The 17,369-nt window shown below is 41.2% G+C and carries 17 protein-coding genes; 5 read left to right on the top strand and 12 right to left on the bottom strand.

What is annotated here, in order from left to right:
• Positions 1–180: 180 nt before the first annotated feature.
• The 7 genes from M1F05_RS13660 to hemP all read right to left on the bottom strand — a co-directional run bounded on the left by M1F05_RS13660 (position 181) and on the right by hemP (position 6,420).
• A complete protein-coding gene (locus M1F05_RS13660) occupies positions 181–969 on the bottom strand; it encodes a heme ABC transporter ATP-binding protein (protein WP_206082616.1) in 789 nt (262 codons plus the stop codon).
• A 3-nt stretch (positions 970–972) separates the two neighbouring features.
• Positions 973–1,974 carry a FecCD family ABC transporter permease gene (locus M1F05_RS13655; protein ID WP_206082615.1) on the bottom strand — a complete coding sequence of 334 codons (1,002 nt, stop codon included), beginning with the start codon at positions 1,972–1,974 and terminating at the stop codon, positions 973–975.
• Positions 1,971–2,792 carry a heme/hemin ABC transporter substrate-binding protein gene (locus M1F05_RS13650; RefSeq protein ID WP_206082614.1) on the bottom strand — a complete coding sequence of 274 codons (822 nt, stop codon included), beginning with the start codon at positions 2,790–2,792 and terminating at the stop codon, positions 1,971–1,973. The genes M1F05_RS13655 and M1F05_RS13650 overlap by 4 nt, the downstream gene beginning before the upstream one ends.
• A gap of 18 nt (positions 2,793–2,810) precedes the next feature.
• Positions 2,811–3,860: a hemin-degrading factor gene (locus M1F05_RS13645; protein WP_318825871.1), complete on the bottom strand. Its 1,050-nt coding sequence runs from the start codon at positions 3,858–3,860 to the stop codon at positions 2,811–2,813.
• Between the two features lie 25 nt (positions 3,861–3,885).
• Positions 3,886–5,886, bottom strand: coding sequence for a TonB-dependent hemoglobin/transferrin/lactoferrin family receptor (locus tag M1F05_RS13640; protein WP_206082612.1), 2,001 nt, complete (start codon positions 5,884–5,886; stop codon positions 3,886–3,888).
• Positions 5,887–5,945: 59 nt separating this feature from the next.
• A complete protein-coding gene (locus M1F05_RS13635) occupies positions 5,946–6,161 on the bottom strand; it encodes a hypothetical protein (RefSeq protein WP_206082611.1) in 216 nt (71 codons plus the stop codon).
• A gap of 85 nt (positions 6,162–6,246) precedes the next feature.
• A complete protein-coding gene (gene hemP / locus M1F05_RS13630; RefSeq protein WP_225819117.1) occupies positions 6,247–6,420 on the bottom strand; it encodes a hemin uptake protein HemP in 174 nt (57 codons plus the stop codon).
• Positions 6,421–6,733: 313 nt separating this feature from the next.
• On the opposite strand from hemP, the gene M1F05_RS13625 reads away from it, so the two are divergent.
• From M1F05_RS13625 to uhpC, 4 genes are all read left to right on the top strand, one after another.
• Positions 6,734–7,057 (top strand): helix-turn-helix domain-containing protein, encoded by a 324-nt coding sequence (locus M1F05_RS13625; protein WP_206082609.1) that lies wholly within the window; start codon positions 6,734–6,736, stop codon positions 7,055–7,057.
• Complete coding sequence (locus M1F05_RS13620; RefSeq protein WP_206082608.1) at positions 7,054–8,310, top strand: type II toxin-antitoxin system HipA family toxin; 1,257 nt, start codon at positions 7,054–7,056, stop codon at positions 8,308–8,310. The genes M1F05_RS13625 and M1F05_RS13620 overlap by 4 nt, the downstream gene beginning before the upstream one ends.
• Positions 8,311–8,396: 86 nt before the next feature.
• On the top strand, positions 8,397–9,026 hold the full coding sequence (locus tag M1F05_RS13615; RefSeq protein ID WP_206082607.1) for an NAD-dependent dehydratase: 630 nt from the start codon (positions 8,397–8,399) through the stop codon (positions 9,024–9,026).
• 183 nt (positions 9,027–9,209) lie between these two features.
• On the top strand, positions 9,210–10,535 hold the full coding sequence (gene uhpC, locus M1F05_RS13610) for an MFS transporter family glucose-6-phosphate receptor UhpC (RefSeq protein ID WP_206082606.1): 1,326 nt from the start codon (positions 9,210–9,212) through the stop codon (positions 10,533–10,535).
• A gap of 53 nt (positions 10,536–10,588) precedes the next feature.
• Here the strand turns inward: uhpC and M1F05_RS13605 are convergent, their stop codons facing one another.
• The 5 genes from M1F05_RS13605 to M1F05_RS13585 are packed head-to-tail and all read right to left on the bottom strand — an operon-like array spanning position 10,589 to position 15,877.
• Complete coding sequence (locus tag M1F05_RS13605; protein ID WP_206082605.1) at positions 10,589–11,533, bottom strand: DUF1177 domain-containing protein; 945 nt, start codon at positions 11,531–11,533, stop codon at positions 10,589–10,591.
• The gene (gene pepE / locus M1F05_RS13600; RefSeq protein ID WP_206082604.1) at positions 11,533–12,258 is read right to left on the bottom strand and encodes a dipeptidase PepE; all 726 of its coding nucleotides are present in this window, start codon (positions 12,256–12,258) and stop codon (positions 11,533–11,535) included. The genes M1F05_RS13605 and pepE overlap by 1 nt, the downstream gene beginning before the upstream one ends.
• Positions 12,255–13,457, bottom strand: coding sequence for an aminotransferase class V-fold PLP-dependent enzyme (locus tag M1F05_RS13595; RefSeq protein ID WP_206082603.1), 1,203 nt, complete (start codon positions 13,455–13,457; stop codon positions 12,255–12,257). The genes pepE and M1F05_RS13595 overlap by 4 nt, the downstream gene beginning before the upstream one ends.
• Positions 13,458–13,478: 21 nt before the next feature.
• Positions 13,479–15,107: an OPT/YSL family transporter gene (locus M1F05_RS13590; protein WP_206082602.1), complete on the bottom strand. Its 1,629-nt coding sequence runs from the start codon at positions 15,105–15,107 to the stop codon at positions 13,479–13,481.
• A gap of 56 nt (positions 15,108–15,163) precedes the next feature.
• Positions 15,164–15,877: an IclR family transcriptional regulator gene (locus tag M1F05_RS13585; RefSeq protein ID WP_206082601.1), complete on the bottom strand. Its 714-nt coding sequence runs from the start codon at positions 15,875–15,877 to the stop codon at positions 15,164–15,166.
• A gap of 462 nt (positions 15,878–16,339) precedes the next feature.
• On the opposite strand from M1F05_RS13585, the gene galE reads away from it, so the two are divergent.
• Positions 16,340–17,365, top strand: coding sequence for a UDP-glucose 4-epimerase GalE (gene galE, locus M1F05_RS13580; protein WP_206082600.1), 1,026 nt, complete (start codon positions 16,340–16,342; stop codon positions 17,363–17,365).
• The last annotated feature ends 4 nt before the right edge of the window (positions 17,366–17,369 follow it).

Genomic DNA, 17,369 nt, shown 5'->3' with positions numbered 1-17,369 from the left:
CAACTTCACGCCTTTTTAGAGATGTAAGTGAATGATTGATTTATCGCGAAAGTTTAGGTGCTATAAGATAATTGTGAAATGAATAGCTCAAAGAAAACAAATGAGTAGAATGTTTTAGTCGATATGAAGAAAGAGCACGATGTTTGTGTGCTCTTATGAGGTATGAATTGAACTTAACGATTAATGGCGCAAATAGATATGAGGTGTATCATTTTCAGGGTGTTTGCTCACCCCTAAGTCTGCTTGGTACCAGCGAGTGAGATTTTCTGCTGTTAACACGTCCGCAGGAGTACCGCTAGCGGCTAATTTCCCTTCGTGAATTAAAAAAACGCGATCGGCATATAATGCAGTTAGGTTTAAATCATGAAGTACGCAGCACACGCCAATTGGGCGTTCACGGGTGAGCTGGTGAAGTAAGCGCAAGCTATGTTGCTGGTGGTATAAATCCAGAGCCGACGTGGGTTCATCTAAAAATAGACAAGCGCTTTGAGGTGTGGGTTGCCATAACTGCGCTAACACACGTGCTAATTGAACACGTTGTTGTTCACCGCCAGAAAGTTGCCGATAATCACGGTGGCGCAACATTTGGCAATGGGTCAGGGATAATGCTTCTTCAATAGCAACTTGCTTGTGTTCCGAACCATAAGGGGTACGTCCCATGGCTACAACGTCTTCAACAGTAAAAGCAAATTGCAAATGACTATGTTGCTTCATTACTGCTCGTTTACGTGCTAACTCATTACCTTGCCACTCTTTTAAAGAGCGCCCCTCTAACAAGCAGGTACCTTGTGTGGGGGAATTATAGCCCGTTAACAGTTTTAGTAGACTGGATTTTCCTGCACCATTAGGGCCAATAATGACCACCATTTCATGTTGTTTAATCGAGAGACTGACATTGTTAATCAATACCTTATCATCTATTTGATAAATGAGATTTTGTGCCTCTAATAAAATAGATTTATCTTGCATTGCTTACATTCTCCCCGCAGGCTGGCGTAAAATAAGCCATAAGAAGTATGGCCCACCAATTAGCCCTGTAAGCAGACCCACAGGGATTTCAGCAGGGGCGACCGCGGTACGGGCAATGGTGTCGGCGATTAATAACAGGGCAGCGCCCACAATGGCTGCCCCTGGTATTAACCAACGATGGTCGGGGCCTAATGTCATGCGGATTAAGTGTGGAACCACTAACCCAACAAAGCCAATTACGCCACTCATCGCCACCGCACACCCGACTAATAAGGCACTGAGAAACAGCAAGGTAAATTTAGCCCGTTCAACATTCAAACCAAGGTAATGAGCATCTTCATCTCCTAATTGGAGGATATTTAGCTTGTTTCCCTGCCATAAGCACACTAGGGTGACAGGTAAAATGACCGTAGCGGCAATGGCTAGAGACATCCAATCCACATTTCCCAGTGTACCCATCATCCAGAGACTAAAGGTTCTGAGTTGTTGGTCATTACTGATATAACTGAGTACGCCGATAAATGACATACACAGTGCATTTATCGCGATACCAGCCAGGAGTAGACGCGCCAAATTACCGTTGGATGAACGATTTAAGCTAAAAATAATTAAGGAGACAACTAAGCTACCAATAAAAGCTGCTGCGATATGGCCATAGTTTTGCATTACTGCTGGTAATGAAAATGATAAAACGATAAAAGCGGCAACGGCTAATGCTGCACCACTACTAATGCCCAGTAAACTAGGGTCAGCGAGTGGATTACGAAAAAGCCCCTGCATAATGGCGCCAGACACAGCTAATGCTAGCCCCACTAAAATGGCAATTAAGACGCGTGGCAAACGAATATTTAGCCAAATTTGCCAGTCAGGGTCAGTAGCAGAAGCCTGCCACAGTGTATTGAACGAAAAATTTATCGGCCCTGCGTTGGATGCAATAAACGTCAAGCCACAAAGCACGAATAATAAAATAAGAATAACGAAAAAAGGGCGTTTAAAACGGATCATTGGGACTTCTCTAATGCCTCTCGTAGCTGCTGCATAACTTTTGGCGTGCCTAAACTGAATGTCAGCATGCCCACATCATCAACGACGGCGAGTGCTTTATTTTTCCCCGCAGGGGTCATGGCGATACCAGGCAAGTTCCACACGCGATCAACGCCACCTAATGATTTAATGCCTTCTTCAGTGAAAACAATTAAGTCTGGTTGGCTGGACAATAAACCTTCCGAGGAAAGCGGGCGATAGCTATCAAAATTGGCCATTGCATTTTTTGCGCCAATTGCGGTTATCATGCTATCAACCGCGGTTTTTTTCCCCGCAGCAAGGGGAAGTACACCACCGTGGCTCATGATAAATAAAACTTTTTTATCAATTGGCGCGGTGTTGACTTGGCTAAGTGATTGATTAAATTTATCCACCAATTGCTTGCCTTGCTCAGGTTTGTTAACCGCAGTGGCAATGGTGGTGATTTTTTCTGGAATGGCTTCTAAACTCGGCTTTCCCGTGACTTTGATGATTTTAACGCCGCTTTTTTCTATTTGCGTTAACGCCATGGATGGTTTTGCTAATTCACTGGCAAGGACCAATGTTGGGCGCATTGAAAGCACGCCTTCTGCATTAAGCATTCGCATGTAGCCCACATCAGGAAGCTTAGTCGCTTGCTCTGGGTGCAAGCTGGTGCTATCACGGGCCACAAGTTGGTCTTGAGCGCCAAGTTCATAAACTATTTCTGTCACATCGCCACCGAGGGTGACAATGCGCTGGGTAGCATAAGAACTGAATGAGACAAACAGGACCGATAAGGTTAGAAGCCATTGTTTCATAATAAATTTACCTAAATTTTAAATGCGGGGTAACGCAGTGACTTGCTGGCGCCATTGTTCTTGCTCTGGCGTACCTTCAGTGCGTTGACCGTACATTTGTGCGATTTGATTCCCTTCAATATCGAAAACTTCAAGGCTAGTCACAAAGCCATCTTGCGTTGGTTTGCGTGTTACCCAGCACTCATGAATACCATTTTCAATCATGTGTAAGGTAAAATCAGGATTGAAAATGTTAAGCCATTTCAAGTCTGAACCTTCACTCTGATATGGCATGATTTTTTTGATTTCACCAGTGAAAATTTGCACACATCCGCGGTTGCCCACAAAAATCATGATTTCGTTCTGATCATTGAACGCAGTGTTAATCAGCTGATTGAAGGAATCATTCGGCACTTTCCAGGCTAAATCATCACTCACAGAGGCGAAAACTTGCTGGCGGCTCAAATTATTCTTTTTCAATAACACAAAAAATTGGTGCACATCGGTCATGTTGCGCCATTCTTGTTCTAATTGCTGTTTTAGTTCATCACTAACAGGTTGGTTAGTGAATGGCGTAGCGGGTACATGGGCTAATTCACGGTTATTTTCGGTAGTGTATTTTTCAATCAGTGCTTGCCATGCCGTCATGTCAGTTTCATCTGTGGTGTAGACTTTATGCAGCGCATCACCTTGTTTATCAAAGAACTGGATACTGTGGCGTTCACCGTGCTTGGTGTCTTCTGTCAGTGCGAAAATCGCATCCCAATGGGAAAAAAACATGCGCAAATCAAGCGCGCGAGGGTTTAAAATCAAACCACCGTGAGGGCTGAATGTTGCATTGTCATAACGACCCACTTGTTCATGCACCACATATTCATTGCGGGTAATGGCTTTGACTTGCCCAACTGCCGCTAATTCAGTCAACAAGGTTGGCGCGTCAACTTCTAAACGCGCGGCTTTATCATGACCCACACGGCTGTGCAGTAGCTGTGCTTCAGAAATATTCAGGTAAGCGGCAAGATCACGAGCGTATTTGGCTTTGTTATCTGCTTTGGCTTGTTGGTAACGCTCGAAAATGGTTGGATTCACGTCTATCTCCTTAGTATTGTATGAATTACCACTGGAAGCTGACCAGTAGCTTGGCATTACGTCCATCTTGAGGAATGCCTTGTGATGAGTAATATTCTTTGTCGAAGGCATTGCCTAACACCACGCTCGTGCCTAAACCTTTGAGTTCACCGTCGCCTTGGTAGCTAACGTAGAAATCATGGACGGCATAGCCAGCTTGTTGCTTAGCTTTAGAGGCCTTATTAAAGTCGGTGTGGCGGGTAAATTCCCCTAACCAGCCCACAGAGAAACCGCTATTAGCAACAGGAACCGACAGGTTACTGGTTAATGACTCTGGCTTGATTGACGTAATTGATTTGCCGTCATATTCGTTCTTACCTGTTGTACGGTTGTAGGCTAGGTTCCACGTGAAATAGTCTGTTGTATAATCCAGTGATGCATCTACACCCCAAATTTTGGCGCGTTTATCATTAACAGATGTGGTATAACCTTCAGCAAAGTTAACGCTTGTATTGATATAATCCTTGGCTTTTGTATCAAAATAGCTGGCTTTAAATTGCAGGTTATCTCTTTCCATCAATAAATCATCAAAACGTAATCCCATCCCATATTCAGTAGTTTGGGCTGTTTCTGGTTTTAAGTTTGGGTTTGGTCGCCACCTGTTGTATTTGTTGGGCCCCATAGGGAAATGAATTGCATCGTTATACATTTCCATCATTGTCGGCGCACGGAAAGCCTCAGAGTAGGATGCAAATAGCATGGACCAATCTGTTGGCGTAATGCTTACCGCACCTTTTGATGACCATTTATCTGCTTTAACGTCCTCATTGCCTTTTGCTTTTGCTTTATAGTGGTCATAACGTGTCCCCACAATAAATGACACGGGTAAGTCTTTTAGGGCAATTTCGTCTTGCAAGAAGCCAGAAGCAAAGGTGATATCCGCATCAGGGAATTGGGTTGTGTTTGCGTAAGGGGTTTGCTTTTGCTTATAAGCTTCGCTGCCATAGGTGAGGTTATGAGCCGCCAGCGGTAAATCATAAACGTTAGAACGGTTATCTGCTTTTAAGCCGTAGGTTTTTTGTGTGCGGCCTTCATAAGGGGTTCCAATCCCTTTTGCTGTAATATTGACCTCTGAATAGTAAGGGGTAACTTTTAGGTTTAACCAATCTTGTGATGCAGGGTTGAGCTGGTAAGTTGCCTGTGCATCACGTTGGCGTGTGGTGCGGTTAACTTGTAGGTTATCTTTACCGACATTCAATGCCTGTGGATTTTTAGGTTCATGGGCGTCGTTATTATAGTAACGAACCTGACCTGCAAGCTTCTGTTCGTCATTAATTTGCCATGTGCCTTTGGCTAGCAGGTTGGCAATAGTTTCTTTATTATCCATATCATCGCCATTACTGAGGCGAATATCACCCACTTCTTTTGTTACAAAGCTAAAAACACCATCGAGGTTATCGGTACGCCCGAACGTTGTACCACCAAAACCAAAGCTATGGTCACCTGTTGCAGCTTGGGAAAATACGCGAAAGCCGTGATTTTGCCCATCGCGTAGTAGGTCTTTAGCATCAACGGTTTCCCATGCGATGACTCCCCCCATTGCACTGCTACCATAGAGCAGGGCGGATGGGCCTCGAATGATTTCAACTTGTTTAATCAGAGCAGGGTCAATAAATGTGCCATTCACATGGCCTGTGTCGGTGCCTTGGCGAACGCCATCTACTAGGGTCAAGATCCCTTGGCGGTCAAAGCCACGCATAGAGACATCTTGCCCATTTGAACGGCCTGTGCCTGCCACGTTAATGCCGGGAACTTTGCGTAGGATGTCATTAACCGTGCTTGCCGTTTGGGTTTCAGGTGAGTCATTTTTAATCACGCTTACCATCATGGGCGCATCAAAGCTATCACGTTCAGTCCCTGTTGCATAAACAGTCATGACGTCATTGCTTTTTTTAGTCGTTGAGGGTTCAGCCGCTTGTGCATGAGCGCTGGCGATGACACTTAGGATCGCACTGGTCAACACGGATATCCGTAAAACATGAGACATAATGGTGATACTCCGTAAAAATTTCATTTTTTGCTAGGCTAACTAGCGAAAATAAAAGGCTATTTATGTAATGGTGAAAATGCATATAGACAGGCGGATTGCCCATCAGGAGGATAGGAAATAGGCATTACATGGGGAGCTTCGAATGTAAGATGCGCAGGAATATCGCAAAGTGTGCGAGTGATGATTGCGAATTTTACGCGGTCGGAGTATGACCTTTTTGCTTGCTTTTTGGATGAAAAATCAGCAAATACAGACGACAGTTTAAACTCCATAGAAACCGATTCCTATGTTTTAGATTAAGCTGGCTGCCTGGATGAGTGACCTAGGTGGCTTGCGAATAAAATTTTTGTTGGAACGTTACTTCGTTAAAATCAATTTACCTGTACGTGTTTGCCTTAACTGGTAAAGCTCGCCATTGTGCTGTATGGAAACCTTTCCTGTCGGCCCCAAGAGCTGTTGGCTCTCTACGACGTCAGTTTTGATTGTTTGCTTGGCCGTTTCGGCGATATTTTCTGCAACTGGCGCTGTCATATTATTTACCATGCTAACTATACTGATAACAGAAATGATATTGAGAATGATTATCTTTATAATTATGGCCAATATCAAGTGATTTTCACAATCAAACAACAAAAGAGCTACAAGCTGCAAATTTTGAATTAAAAACAACTTAGTTATTGTATTAAAGCTACAGTACAACTCTTTTGTTGTAATTTTTAATTTAAACAATCTGCAGGTTGTTTTTTTGGTTTGTACAATATTTAAGTTGTATTTTGAAGTTTTACAATGTTAAAGTTGTATTATTGAGTAATAAACATCACTTAAGTTGTAATTTGAGGTGGGTATGGACGAGATTAAAAAAATAGCGAGCACATTGATTAAACAACGCAAAAATTTAGGTCTTGAGCAAAAAGATATGTACATGCGTATTGGTATGAAGCAGCAACAATACCAACGTGTTGAAGCAGGTAACGATATTAAATTATCAACATTTCTTCGTGTGCTTGAAGGGTTAGACTTAGCGCTTTCAATTGTACAGAAAGATTCGCATAAAACATCATTACAATTTAATGCTGAAAAAACACACCTGCCAGATGACCAGGAAGATTTACAAACCTCACAGAGTGATGATTTAGATTTTTGGACAAATATCACGAGGACGAAATGAGTAAACAAACTGAAAATGTTGAAGGACTCAGGATCCAGTTATATGGTTTAGAGGTTGCCATTGTTGTTCATTATGTAGGGGGAAGGAATATACTCGTTTTTCATCCTGACTTTGTGGGTATGTCAGTGCTAGAGCGTCCAGTGTTCACATTGCGGCAGTTAATGGACACAGATTATCTTGATAGCCCATTAATGAGTCGAATAAAGCTCCCTCCTATTTTATCCAATTTGTTACCTGAAGGGGCTTTAAGGGAACACACTGCTAAAATGATTAAATGTCAGATAGACAATGAATTTGCGCTCTTGGCATATTTAGGACGTAATTTATCTGGGGCATTATATGTAGAACCAATTCGTGCTGGAAAAGTGCCTGATTGGGCTTTGCAATATCGAACTTCGACTGAACCACAACAAATTGATGTTAAGCATTCAGATAACAAATTTTCATTAGCGGGCGTTCAAATAAAATTTTCGTCTTCTTATTTAGATGGACGCTACTATATTAATCAAGAAATTTCAGAGGATATGTGGATTGTTAAAACGCCTTCCACATTGCACCAGGGTGTTCCAGTCAATGAATATACCTGCATGAGATTAGCTGAAAGTGCAGGGGCAGACATCCCCGAAATACGGTTAATTAAGTTAGCAGAGCTTGAGGATCTTCCAGATATAAAGTTGGCTGATGAGGAATATGCTTATGGGATTAAACGGTTTGATCGTAGCCCAGAAGGCCGAATTCATACGGAGGATTTTGCTCAAATATTTGGTTTATATCCCACTGATAAGTATCAAAAAGCAAATTATGAAATTTTAGGAAGCACGCTTTATTATTCAAGTTCAGAAAAATATAAAGATATTCAACAAATGGCGAGGAGATTGTTAATTAATATTTTATTAGGTAATGGAGATGCTCATTTAAAAAATTGGTCACTAATCTACCGAGATAAAATATCCCCTTGCCTATCACCATTATATGATGTGGTTTTCACGAGTCCTTACATTGCGAACGATAAACTTGCATTAAAATTTGTTGGTACAAAACAATGGAATGAGATTACGTTGGCGCATTTTGAACAGTGGGCACAAAAAGTTGGTGTTCCTTGGCTTGTCATCAAGCCACATTTATTAGATGTTATGCAACATGCGAGAGCGTATTGGCCCTTGATGCTAAAGGAGTTGCCTATGTTCCAAGAACAGAAAGAACAATTAATTAGGCACTGGGCTCAGTTAAGTGATGATTTTCGGATTGGTTAAAATAACTTTCTATATTCAGTGCATTGATACGGATATTTTTTTGAGTCCGCATTATTGGCCTTATTTCTAATTTATGAGGATTATCCATGAAAATATTACTAATAGGTGCAACAGGGTTAGTGGGTAGTCATGTGTTAGAGCAAGCGCTTGCAGACTCTCGAATTAGCCAAATTGTTGCTCCTGTACGCCATGCATTACCTGAGCACTCCAAATTATTCGCACCGATTGTTAATTTTGAACAGCTTCCCGATGATGCGATGATATGGGAAGTGGATGCGGTGATTTGCACTTTAGGGTCAACAATGAAGGTGGCGGGTTCAAAATCTGCGTTTCGCCAAGTTGATTACACTTATCCCTTAGAGTGCGCAAAACTTGCCAAAAAATGGGGGTGTCCAACTTATGCGTTAACCTCTGCATTAGGTGCTAATGCAAACTCACCATTTTTCTACAGCCGAATAAAAGGGGAGCTTGAACGAAGCTTAATCGCCTTGAATTTTGAGTCATTGACATTAGTGCGTCCTAATGTCATTAGTGGTCATCGCAATCAAGAGCGCCTTGGTGAAGTTATTGTTATTCGTCTTATTTCTTGTTTATCCCGAATATTACCTGCGAGTTGCCAAATTAGCCCTGCAAAAAATATTGCTAGCGCTTTGCTAAATTCAGCTATTCATTCAGAAAAAGGGGTGAGAATTATTTCATCGAAACAACTTGCATAACAATTTACTGAGCACTTTTATTTTAGTGTTATAGATAAAATAAGAAAAAATGCATTATTTGACGCACACAACATTTTGAAACAAAAACGTAACAAAAATGTAATATTTAAGTGTATTCACTTATTGTTGCTGCATGTTTATTGTCATATTTTTGCCTGCTTGTACTTTTAGACGGGGTTAAATATGTCAATATTTAAGGAACAACCAGATATACCAGTCACAATGTCGAAATCTGAAATCGACGCTAAATACAAATACTGGCGATTACATTTAATGATTGTGAGCTACATTGGCTACGCAGTTTTTTATTTCACACGCAAAAGCTTTAACTTCGTGATGCCAGAGATGCTCACTGACTTAGGGATCACTAAGGCTGACATCGGTATGGTAGGTACCGCGTTCTACCTAACTTATGGCGCATCTAAATTCCTTTCTGGTATTATCGGTGATAGGTCGAATCCGCGCTATTTTATGGGAATTGGTTTAATCGCAACGGGCGTTGTGAATATTCTATTCGGTTTAACCTCTTCAATATCGATGTTTATTTTCTTATGGATGGTGAATGCGTTCTTCCAAGGTTGGGGGTGGCCGCCTTGTGCCAAAATTCTCAATACGTGGTATTCGCGTAATGAGCGTGGTCTTTGGTGGGCGATTTGGAATACTTCCCATAATATTGGTGGGGCGATAATTCCCATCTTATCAGGGGGAGTTGCACTTGCGTTAGGTTGGCGCTATGGGATGATCATTCCTGGTATCATTGCCATTGTGATTGGTATTGGGTTATGTATTCTTTTGCGTGATAGGCCTCGTACCATGGGGTTACCCACTGTGGGTGAGTGGCGTAATGACCTTGAGGAATTAAAGTATGAAGCTAAAGGGGCTGGTTTGCCTTTAGGTAAAATTCTGAACGAATACATCTTCAAAAATAAAGTCCTTTGGGTTCTCGCGATTTCCTATGCGGTTATTTATATCGTCAGAACAGGTATTAATGACTGGGCTAATTTATATTTAATCGAAGAACATGGCTTTAATTTGCTTTCGGCTAATGCTGTTGTCATGATGTTTGAGATTGGCGGTTTCTTCGGTGCAATTGTTGCAGGATGGGGTTCTGATTTAATCTTTAAAGGTAACCGTGCGCAAATGAACGTAATTTACGCATTGGGTATTATTATCACATCATTCTGTTTATGGATTGTACCTGTTGATAATGAATATGTCTTTTCGTTCTTATTTTTTATGACGGGTTTCTTTATTTTTGGCCCACAGTTCTTAATTGCTATGGCTGCTGCTGAAAACTCCCATAAAAATGCTGCTGGTGCATCGACAGGTTTTGTGAGCTTATTTGCCTATATAGGTGCGTCAATTGCAGGTTATCCATTATCCATTGTGATTGAAAAATACCAGTGGAACGGTTTCTATTCTTTACTATTAACTTTATCTATTTTCTTAATTTTATTGTTGATCATTGCAATGGTAATGACCAAAAAGAAAGTGATAATAGAAGATTAATATGTTTAACATATTGAAAAGCCCACTATTGTGGGCTTTTTTCGGTAAAGTGATTAACCTTGGATTTGGGCTAATGAGCCATATAAATTATAAAGCTCTTCATATTCATCTTGTTGATAAAACTGAATGCGGCCCCAACAAAATTGCTTAGCGACTTCCACCGTAAAACGCGTTGCATCAATGAGTTCACTTTCATAACTTGCACCAGTATCACTCCCTGGAACGATGGTTTTAGCGGTAATGGCTAAACCAACAACAGGGGCAGGGCTGGCGACATGCGGTTGCATGATTGAATTAAAGTGATAAACCCCGTTGTCATAAGGGGAAATATCTTGCGTTGTAATTGGGAATGTTTTGGCCACATCGCCTGTTGCGTGCTCCAACAAACGCACTAAGTCAGGGGATACGCGTAAAATATACCCCTGTTTTGCGGTTGGTGAAATAGCAATACCTCGGTGCTTAATGATGCTATTTCCTTTCGATGTGTCGATTGACAAAATCGCATCCATTTGTTCATCAACCTCATAGGTATTCATTGTTGATGAAGAAACAGGCATCCCCATAAAGTCGACAGGGTCATGGGGGGTGATTGATACATGAGTGGCGATATGTGAGGAAATAATTACATCACCTTTTAAGCGGTTACCTTTAGTTGCCATATCCAGTAGTTTCATGGCGCTGGCAAACGCAACAATCGAGCCATCCGCATCTGATACTAACCCCATTCTATTGGGTTGTGCTTGTTGAGCACCTAAACGGCCGATGATGCCTAATGTGGGGTAGCTGCCACCCGAAAGCTTACCTTCAGTACCCTTAAGTGTTACTTTAATAAAATGACACAGTTGGCTAGGATCTTCAGGTGCTTCATAGGGAATAGACGTGACTTGAATATTGGCGTGTTCTACCCCCACTGAACGCAGCAATTCTGCCATTTTGGCACCATCAACTTGGGGGGTATCAAGTAAGTCATACACTTGACTGATATAATTAAGTGACATTAGTTGGCTCCTTTAATCATATCTAAGCGAAATGGATGATTTGCCGAAATCTCTTCAATCTCATTTGGCCCTCTCAACCAAAGTGCATTCTGGTCACCTAAAATAGTACCTTGTTCATTTTCAATGAATAGAGCTGTACCTTCATATAAGGCAATTAATTCTTCACTCGGATTAATCGTTAAAAATTCATTTAAGCGCTCTTCGCGGCTTTCACCATTATGGCCGACAGGTTTGCCAGAAATAAAATGTGGATTGATTTGAAAAGGGGCGATATTCAGGGCATGAAAAGACGGAGGCTGAACAATCGGCATGTCATTGGTTGTTCGTATGCTTGGTGTTGCGACATTACTACCTGCGCTCCACCCCATATAAGGTGTTGCTTCGTGTTTGACGCGTTGTGAAATTAGCTCAACAATTTTGGCATCGTATAAGCGTTTTAGGAGTGCGAATGTGTTTCCACCCCCAATAGCAATGGCTTGTGCATGTTTAACAGCTGAAACTGGGTCATTAAAACGATGAATTGATTTTAAATTGTACCCTAAAGCGTTAAAGACAGGTTGAACAATAGCTTCAAAATCATCAAAGCTAAATGTCACAGCAGCGTAAGGGATAAATAAAATTTCTTGTTCTTTATGTTGTAATAAACGGTGAATTTGTTCATCTGCATGTTCTAAATAATTCATATTTCCCATACGTGAACTGCTCATTAATAGTGCCTTTGTCATTTTTTATATTCCTTAATTATTTCTTGAAGAGCGGTTATTAATCTGTCAATTTCATTTTCGTTATTAAAATAATGCAGGGAGATACGTGCCATTTTTTCTATGTGATAAAATTCTAAAATAGCAGTTGCCATAAAATGTCCTGACTCAATGATGATATTTTTGGCTTCTAATTTCTGCATTAATAAATCAGAGTGAATCTCGCGAATATTAAATGGAATAATACCTATTCGCTGGTGGCTATTATCAGGGCCGTAAATTTCAATACCAGATAATAAGGCAAGTTTTTTCATCGCATAGGTAGTTAATTCGCGATTTCGTTCCTCTATCTGCAAGATGCCTAACTGATTTGCATAGTCTAATGCGGTATTTAAACTGATAATCGCAGGCACATTAGGGCAGCCAGCTTCGAACCGTTTGGCGGTGTTAGGCAGAACAATATGGCCTGTATTACTATCAATGCTGCTATTCCACCACCCCGCTAGCATCGGTATCATCGACGTAATCTTATCTTCTTTAACAAAAAGAATGCCACTGCCTTCGATGGCTCTTAATCCTTTGCGCCCACAAGAGGACATAAAATCACATTGCCAATCATTAACATTAACTTGATACATACCAAGTGCTTGTGAAGCACTGACGTGACTGAGCACGTTGTGCTGTTTTGCGATTTCACAAATAGCTTTAACAGGTTGCATAACGCCTGTGATATTCGAAAGTGCGACAAAGCTTAGCAGTTTGGTTTTGTGTGTAATGGCTTCTTTGATTGATATCGGGTCGATAACGCCTTGGTTATCTGCCTGAACAGTAACAACCTTTATGCCTTTTTCGTCAGCCAATAATTGCCAAATAGCGATATTGCTGAGCATTTCAGTATCTGGGATGATTACTTCATCTCCAGGCTGCCATGTGATCCCGCGGGCAATTAAACTGATGGATTCTGTCCCATTTTTGGTAAAAGCAATTTCGGTTTCTTTCGCACCGATAAAGGCCGCCATTTTCTGACGGCAGATTTCAACTTGTTGGTATGTTTCTTTTCGAAAACTGGGTAGATAGATACCTAGCTCTGCAGTTTTATCAAGGTAATTTTTTACAGCATCAATGACCTGTTTTGGTGGAGGCGCCGCTGCTCCAGTGTCAAAATACGCAAAATGTTGTGAAACCAAAGTATCGTTTGCGACGTGAGACCATTTGTTCGTCATTATTTATTTCCTCTCATCAAATTAGCGAGTCCATAAAGCGAGCAGCTTGGCTTTTATGGTGGGTAAGAAGGCTTTTGCTGTTGAATACAGCGCATCGCCTGCAATCAAACCGCCTGCAAAGGTTGATATTTTGTCGGAGCTAACATGAAAGAAGCGCTCAATGATTATCCGCACGGCTAACGCGACGAGGACTGTCCAGCCCGCGATGGGGTAGTTGATCATCAAGCCTGTGGAAAATAGAACGCCAATTTGGTGTTTTGCACCGCCAATTAATTGGATCACTGCACCAGGGATAGCCCACAGGAGCAGCATCATGGCGACATCAGACGAGCTTCCCGCTTGAATAGTGGCAGCGTATAAACGAGAGGCAGGGACAATTTTGTCTTGTTGAAAATAGAAATCATAAGTGAGCGCAACCACAATCAATGCGCAGGTAAAACCAATAATGGAGGCAAAGTATTGTTGTTTACGGCCAAAACGTTCCGCACTTTGGTTTTTGCCATACCCGCGGATCATAAAGCCCGTTTTTAGGTCGAACCCCATATCGGCAAAGGCGGGGCCTGTGGCGACACAAAAACCGACAAGTACAGCAAGCGCCTCTGGCGGAAAGCCAAGTAAAATACCAATCATGAGTGAGATAAGTGCTGCTGCGGTGGCGGGAAACCAGCCAGAGTGCATGGCGGCCATGCCGACTATCATTTCTTGAATTAAGGCAGCTAGCGTGGCAAAAATCAGAAAGCCAATTAACTGCGGTAATGTCATAGTGACAAATATTTGGCTAATGAATGTTAGTGCTAATGCCGTTAAGAAATAAAAGATGGCACCTTTCATTAACGTTGACTTAATGCGGCGGCTACTTTGAGCGAGTTCTTCGCTTTCTTCTTGTATTGGGTCGTCATTTTTTTTCTGACGAAAAACAATCGCACCAATTTGAATTAACGCAACAATGCCTGCACCAATCATCACCCCATGAGGGACATAGTTTTCATATAAATTATAAGTAATTAAGCCTGACTCAGAAAACCCTCGAATGAGTAAACCAATTGCAAACATGAATAAGGCAAAGATACTGCCAATTAGGGCAATCCCCGCAGATGCCATCGGGATGCCGAATCCTGCACCAACTGCACCCGCAGTAAATCCAGCAAGTAATGCGCCTAGCCGTTTTCCACCTTTATTCCCTGCCCATAGCGTTTCTGCCGTAGCAACACCCGCTGGCCATGATGCACTTGCTGGGTAAGCTTTAGTATTAAATAGACCGTATAACATTGTGCCATCAATGATAATGGCAAAAAAAGCCCCTGCCATCATAGGGTAAATCAGTTCTGGAAGGCCGAGTACCCAAGGTACACCGATAGCAACCATCAGGCCATTAGCGGCGGCGAAGGTGGCAGCAGAAATACTGGTTTGAATTAAATTTTGTGCATCTATAAACTTAAATGAAGCAAATATACCAATAGGTAACCGAGATAATAAAATAGCTAATACGGCACCTATAATGGATGTATTTGCAGATATTCCGAGTGTGACAATAATTTGAATGCCAATAATGGCACCCACAAAAGATAATATAACAATAGCAATTAATATTGCTGGTGAGAAAATAGATACACGTACCTCAGTATCATTTTTATCATGAGATAGATTCATAGAGTTACCTATTTTAATTAATTATTATTTAATTTTTATAATTTATATTTCCATATTTAGAATATGGCGGATAACTTACTGGCTGTAGATTTTAATAATGGGTAATATTCAGTTAAATTTTTACTTTGGCTTGATGCTGCAATGCAAAGTGAACCTAAAACGCCTTTTTCAAATGAAAAAATGGGAACGGATAATCCTTGTGTGCCCACTAAATAAGCTTCTTTGGAATAAGCGTAGCCTTCATCAGAATACAGTTTTAATTGTTTCTTCAATGTTTCATTGTCTTGTAAATCATGTTTTTCAAGATACTCATCAATATAGGAGACATCCATCGAGCTGAGAATAATTTGGGTAAAAGGTGCTTCATGCAATGATAAGGCTTCACCTTCTTTTGAAGTAAAACGAATAAGGTGCTCACTTTCTAAAATAAAATTGCAAATAGCAATGTCATTATAACGACGATAGATAAAAATAGTCTCATGGGTTTTATCCGCAAGGGGACGTAAGTAGTCATTTGCTAATTGCGAAAATTGTCGTGTGTTATTCGCAAGGTGACCAATTTCAATACAGCGCAAACCTAATAAATACTCTTTATTTTTATTTTTTTGGAGAAAGCCTTGTTCTTCTAAAATATTAAAGCCACGTTGGACAACAGAAGGGCTCTTATCAATATGGCGTGCGAGTTCTCGCACTCCCCATATTGGTTTGCTAATTGAGAAATAATCAAGCAGAGCGAGGACAAAACCCGCAGATTGTAGTCGATTATTCATAAATTTCCCCTATGCGTTAACGTGAGAATGCGATTTTATTGTTATCTCTATCGTTCCTTTTTGAGGAACAGTGTTCCTATATCTAGTAAAGATATAATTAGATTAAATGACTGGTGAAGTAAATGGATTGTTGCCGCAGTGTTAATTGGATCACTTAATTAATCAGTTTTTTATATTTGAATTTTCAATATCCATTCTAATGAATTGAATTTTAATGATTTTATTTTTTTTAGTGTGTTCCTACTAGCGACACAATCCAAACGAGAGAATGCTTTCATTGAGCTAAATAAATAGTGTGGTTTTCCTTCACTCTTATTTTTTGGTTATTTTCAGGGAGCCTTTATATTTTTTGTGTAAACGTTTACACTAAGTCGAGGTTGATCACAGAAGCGGGCAATGACTCATTGTTATACTCCGCAGTAATGGCAAGTTTAAAGATTAAAAAACGTGTAGAGGTGAAAAATGCAACTGACTGAAGTGTTGGTCACAGGTGGGTTAGGGTATATCGGCAGCCATACTTGTATTCAACTAATAAAAGCAGGGTTTTCACCTGTTATCGTTGATAATTTGTATAACGCAAAGCGGGAAGTCCTTAATCGCATTGAAAAATTAACGGGGGTTCGACCTGTATTTTACCCATGTGATGTTCGTGACGAGCAAGCACTCAATGAGATCTTTGCCTCCCACCAATTTTATTCAGTGATCCATTTTGCAGGGTTAAAGGCAGTCGGTGAGTCAGTCGAAAAACCGATTGAATATTATGATGTTAACCTCAATGGAACCTTAGTATTAGTGCGCTGCATGCAAAAAGTGAACGTAAAGCGTTTGATTTTTAGTTCTTCCGCAACAGTATACGGACAGCCTCATACATTACCTATTACTGAAGATTTCCCGACAGGGAATACTCAGAGCCCCTATGGCACAAGTAAATACATGGTTGAACGTTGTCTTGGGGATCTCTATCAAGCAGATAACACTTGGTCGATATCGGTGTTGCGCTATTTTAACCCCGTTGGCGCACACTCTTCAGGATTACTTGGTGAAGACCCTCAGGGTATCCCAAATAACTTAACACCTTATATTACACAGGTCGCTGTTGGAAAAAGGGAAAAACTGGCTATTTATGGAAACGATTACCCAACCATTGATGGAACAGGGGTTCGTGATTATATCCATGTGATGGATTTGGCGGATGGACATGTTGCTGCATTACAGGGTGTCGGCCATAAAGCGGGGCTGCACACCTATAATTTAGGATCGGGCTGCGGTGTCAGTGTGCTGCAAGTATTGCAGGCTTTTGAAAAAGCCGTAGGAAAACCCATCCCTTATGTGTTTGAACCACGTCGTGCGGGGGATATTGCCGAATATTGGTCAACCCCTGAAAAAGCGTATCGCGAACTTGGTTGGAAAACGTGCCGTACCATTGATGATATGGCGGTAGATAGCTGGCGTTGGCAATCAAATAATCCCAATGGTTACGGTGTATAGGAGA

This window comes from Providencia sp. PROV252 (assembly GCF_033676005.1).
GTDB lineage: Bacteria > Pseudomonadota > Gammaproteobacteria > Enterobacterales > Enterobacteriaceae > Providencia > Providencia vermicola.
The sequence above is the reverse complement of the archived record's forward strand: the minus strand, read 5'-3'. Positions and strand labels throughout refer to the sequence as shown.